At 71.5% G+C, this 4,039-nt stretch carries 4 protein-coding genes and 2 pseudogenes; 2 read left to right on the forward strand and 4 right to left on the reverse strand.

All coding sequences use genetic code 11. The features are described from left to right. Positions 1-91: 91 nt before the first annotated feature. Positions 92-319, reverse strand: a complete 228-nt coding sequence (locus AC2W7M_RS21265; protein WP_486134707.1) for a putative signal transducing protein — start codon at positions 317-319, stop codon at positions 92-94. A gap of 250 nt (positions 320-569) precedes the next feature. Between AC2W7M_RS21265 and AC2W7M_RS21270 the strand changes: the two are divergent. Then, positions 570-1,504 (forward strand): annotated as a pseudogene (locus AC2W7M_RS21270) (polyprenyl synthetase family protein). A gap of 127 nt (positions 1,505-1,631) precedes the next feature. Continuing rightward, positions 1,632-2,588: a pirin family protein gene (locus tag AC2W7M_RS21275; protein WP_486134709.1), complete on the forward strand. Its 957-nt coding sequence runs from the start codon at positions 1,632-1,634 to the stop codon at positions 2,586-2,588. A gap of 39 nt (positions 2,589-2,627) precedes the next feature. Here AC2W7M_RS21275 and AC2W7M_RS21280 read toward each other — a convergent pair whose 3' ends face one another. The 3 genes and pseudogenes from AC2W7M_RS21280 to AC2W7M_RS21290 form a co-directional block, all read right to left on the reverse strand. Further along, complete coding sequence (locus tag AC2W7M_RS21280) at positions 2,628-2,927, reverse strand: hypothetical protein (RefSeq protein WP_486134711.1); 300 nt, start codon at positions 2,925-2,927, stop codon at positions 2,628-2,630. An 84-nt stretch (positions 2,928-3,011) separates the two neighbouring features. Further along, on the reverse strand, positions 3,012-3,293 hold the full coding sequence (locus AC2W7M_RS21285; protein WP_486134712.1) for a hypothetical protein: 282 nt from the start codon (positions 3,291-3,293) through the stop codon (positions 3,012-3,014). Continuing rightward, positions 3,239-4,039 (reverse strand): annotated as a pseudogene (locus AC2W7M_RS21290) (hypothetical protein); the annotation flags it as partial. The pseudogene AC2W7M_RS21290 and the gene AC2W7M_RS21285, both read right to left, overlap by 55 nt.

Genomic DNA, 4,039 nt, shown 5'->3' on the forward strand with positions numbered 1-4,039 from the left:
CAGCAGCGGATGCCCCACATAGGTGGTGGGCGGCCGCCGAGCACGCGATCGCAGGTGGTGGTGCCGGGCGGCAGCGTAGCCATGGCGCGCCTCAGTCCGGATCCAGCAGCGCATAGGCCCAGCCGGCGTCGCTGAGCAGGCGCCGGGCGCGGGGCGCGTCGTCGTCGAGCACCAGGAGGCGGCGCGGCAGGATGCCGATGGAGCCTTCGAGGGCGCTGATGTGGGCATCCGCCACCATGTGGCCGATGTCGGCGGCCTCGAGCAGGGCCTCCATGGCCCCGAGCAGCACCATGTCGTTGGTCCGCGCCAGCTCCTTCATCCGGTCCTCTCGGCTCGCCGGGCCGGGCCTTGCGGCGGTGCGCCGCTTGCACCCAACCCCCCGGCATCCCTATGGTGCGGCAAATATCGAATGGAGACGGACCCAGCTTTTAGACGATATCGCCCTGCGATGGCGTCCAAAAGCATCCGGCTCTGAGAAAGACAAGCGGGAGCGCATTTTGGCCCTCGTCCTACCGTTCGAGCCCAACGAGCCGTCCATCGAGGCGCTGGTGCGCCTCGTGTCCGCGGACATGAACCGCGTCAACGCGACCATCCTGTCGCGCACCGGCTCCGACGTCGCCATGATTCCGGAGGTGGCGAACCACCTCATCTCGTCCGGCGGCAAGCGGCTGCGGCCGATGCTGACGCTCGCCTGCGCCGCCTTGTGCGACTATCGGGGCGAGGGCCATGTGAAGCTCGCCGCCGCGGTGGAATTCATGCACACCGCGACTTTGCTTCACGACGACGTGGTGGACGAGAGCGACATGCGCCGCGGCAAGCTCGCCGCGCGCAAGCTCTGGGGCAACGAGGCCAGCGTCCTGGTGGGCGACTTCCTGCTCGGCCAGGCGTTCAAGATGATGGTCGAAGTCGGCTCCATGCAGTGCCTCGACATCCTCTCCAACGCCGCCTGCGTGATTGCCGAAGGCGAGGTGATGCAGCTCGCCGCCGCCAAGAACACCGCCACCTCCGAGGACGACTACCTCGCCGTGGTGCGCGGCAAGACCGCCGAGCTGTTCGCCGCCGCCTGCGAGGTGGGCGCGGTGCTCGGCCAGCGCTCGAAGACCGAACTCGGCGCCTGCCGCTCCTATGGCATGAATCTCGGCATCGCCTTCCAACTGGTGGACGACGCGCTCGACTATGGCGGCAGCCAGGCCAAGCTCGGCAAGAACGTGGGCGACGACTTCCGCGAGGGCAAGATCACTCTTCCGGTGCTGCTCGCCTTCCGCCGCGCGACGGCCCGGAGCGGGCCTTCTGGCAGAAGTGCCTGGAGAACGGCGAGGTGACGGACGCGCACCTCGCCCAGGCGATCGGCCTGCTCACCAAGCATCGTGCCCTCGCCGACACGCTTGAGCGCGCGCGCCATTACGGCGCCATCGCCAAGGACGCGCTGGCCCTGTTCCCGCCGAGCGCGGCCAAGGACGCGCTCATGGAAGCGGTGGATTTCTGCCTCTCCCGCGCGCACTGAGGGCAGTCCCTGCGTCAACGCGCACGCCGCCCGTCTCGCGATGACCGCAAGGTGATGCGGCGGGGGAGGCGCGCGGCCGCGGGACGCGGTACGCTCCGCCTGTGCCCAGGCCGCGAGGAGACACCCCTTGAGCTTCGTTCCCTGCCCCGATCCCGTGCCCGGCGATGCGGCGAGCTGCGCCGCGGTGGAGACGGTGATCATCCCCCGCGCCCGCGACATCGGCGGCATGGAGGTGGCGCGCGTGCTGCCATCCGTGGCAGGGCAGATGATCGGTCCCTTCATCTTCTTCGACCGCATGGGGCCGGTGCGCTTCGACGCCGCCCAGGCGCAGGACGTGCGGCCCCATCCGCACATCGGCCTGTCCACCGTGACCTATCTGTTCGAAGGCGCGATGATCCACCGCGACAGCCTCGGCACCGAGCGGGTGATCGAGCCGGGGGCGGTGAACCTCATGACGGCCGGGCGCGGCATCGTCCATTCCGAGCGCCACGACGCCACGGTCAAGGCCCGCGGCGGCCCGCTGTTCGGCATCCAGAGCTGGGTGGCGCTGCCGAAGGATGACGAGGAATGCGCGCCCGGCTTCCACCATTCCGGCACCGAGGCGCTGCCGGTGGTGGAGGATGCGGGCCTGCGCGCCCGCGTGGTGCTGGGAACGGCGTTTGGCGTCACCTCGCCGGTGCCGCTCTCTTCGCCCTCCTTCTATGTGGAGGCGCAGCTTGCCGCCGGCGCGCGCCTGCCCATCGACCCGACCCACGAGGATCGCGCGCTGTTCACCCTGGGGGGTTCTGTCGAGGTCGACGGCACCGCCTTTCCGCCGGGCCAGATGCTGGTGATCCGGCGCGGCGTCGCCACCTCCGTCCTGGCGCTGGAGCCGGCGCGGGTGATGGTGCTGGGCGGCGAGCCCATGGAGGGGCCGCGCTACATCTGGTGGAACTTTGTCTCGTCGCACCTCGAGCGCATCGATGAGGCCAAGGATGCCTGGCGCCGCGGCCGGTTCGACCTCATTCCCATGGACCACGACGAGTTCATTCCGGCCCCGGAGGACGGCCCGGGACGGCCCCGCGCGCAGTCGCCGCGCGCGTGACATCGGGCCGCCGGGCGCGGTTGCGGCCGGTTCCGACGCTCAGGAGGTCTTCGGCGTTTCGCCGCCATAGGGCTGGGTGGCGGCGGGGGCGTCGCTCGCCGGGAAGGACTCCTCCAGCGACTCGTCGAGCTGCTTCGAGCGGCGCTTGGCTTCCTGGCGGGCCGCAGCCTCCTCGGCGGCGTCCGCAGCCTTTTCGGCCGAGGGATCGCGCACGGGGGAGGGCGGATCGCTGGCGGGAAAGCTCTGCTCCAGGGCCTGGTCCAGCTCCCTGTCGGCCTGCGCCTTCTCGGCGCGGGCCTTCTCGGCGGCAGACGCTTCGGCGATAACGGGTTCGGTCACTGTCGGTCTCCGTCAGCTGGCGCGGACAGGCACGCCCGCTGCGCTTGCCTGACGAAAACGCCGGCGCGGCGGACCGGTTCCGGCTCAGGCGAGCGGCGTGAGAACCGCCGCCGGAAAAGCGGCGAACAGATCTCCGAACTCCAGGCGTCCCAGCGCCGCCTCCGCGCGGCGGCCCGTGAGCGCGTCGCGGAACGTGCCGCCGAGGTCGTCGGGCAGAACGAAGCCGGTATCGCCCCAGCGCACGGTCGGCACGCGCGGCGGCATCGGGTCCGGCCCGACGAGGTGGGCGGCAAGCCGCGTCACCGCGACGATCACCGCCTTGCCCTCGTGCCGGCGCAAGAAGGCGAAGCCGCTGCCGTCCCGCATGCCTTCCACATGGAGCGGCTCGTAGCTGCCCTTGGCGAACAGGGCCGGCTCGGCGGCGCGCAGGCGCAGCAGGCGGGCGATGAGCGCCTGCTTGGCGCGCCCGTCCGGCCAGGTGCCGAGCAGAACCTCGGTGGGCAGGCCCGAGGCGAGGCGGAGGTGCGGGCGGGAAAATCCACGGCCCGCAGATTGTCCGGCTCTTCCAGCGCGAAGTCCCAGAACTCCGTGCCCTGGTGGAAATCCGGCACGCCCGGCAGGGTGCATTTCAGCACCGCCTGGGTATAGCCGTTGATGACGCTCGCCAGCGAGATGCGCTCCACGAAGGACGCCAGCAGGCGCCGAACGGGCGCCGCCTCCGGCCGGTCGAACAGCGCATCGATGAAGCGCGCGCAGCCGGCCTCGTAGTCGGCATCCCCGAACAGCGGCCGGGTGCCGCGGCGGGCATGCCGCACGGCCTCGGCGAACCAGCGCCCGGCCCGTGCCTTGATGTCGGCGAGCGCCGCCGGGTCGTCGAGGCGCAGCGTCAGCGGCCAGGCGCCGACCAGGCCCTGATAGAGCAGCGCCTCGTCCGCCGGCAGCGGGCAGGGGCCGTGATCCGTGCGCTCGCGGATCGCGCCGGCCGCCTCCATGGCCTGGCGCAAGAGGGTCTCCCACTCGCCCGGCACCTCGGAGAGGACGGCGAGGCGCATGCGCGCATCCTCGCCGCGCTTCGTGCTCGGGGCCGGCGGTGACGATGGGGGCCGCAGGCC

This window comes from Xanthobacter sp. BG11Y11_SDJG (assembly GCF_057364445.1).

Excerpts from the sequence above, each read along its gene's own strand:
- AC2W7M_RS21265 (WP_486134707.1), bottom strand. The coding sequence starts at position 319 with ATGAAGGAGCTGGCGCGGACCAACGACATGGTGCTGCTCGGGGCCATG.
- AC2W7M_RS21285 (WP_486134712.1), bottom strand. The coding sequence starts at position 3,293 with ATGCGGGACGGCAGCGGCTTCGCCTTCTTGCGCCGGCACGAGGGCAAG.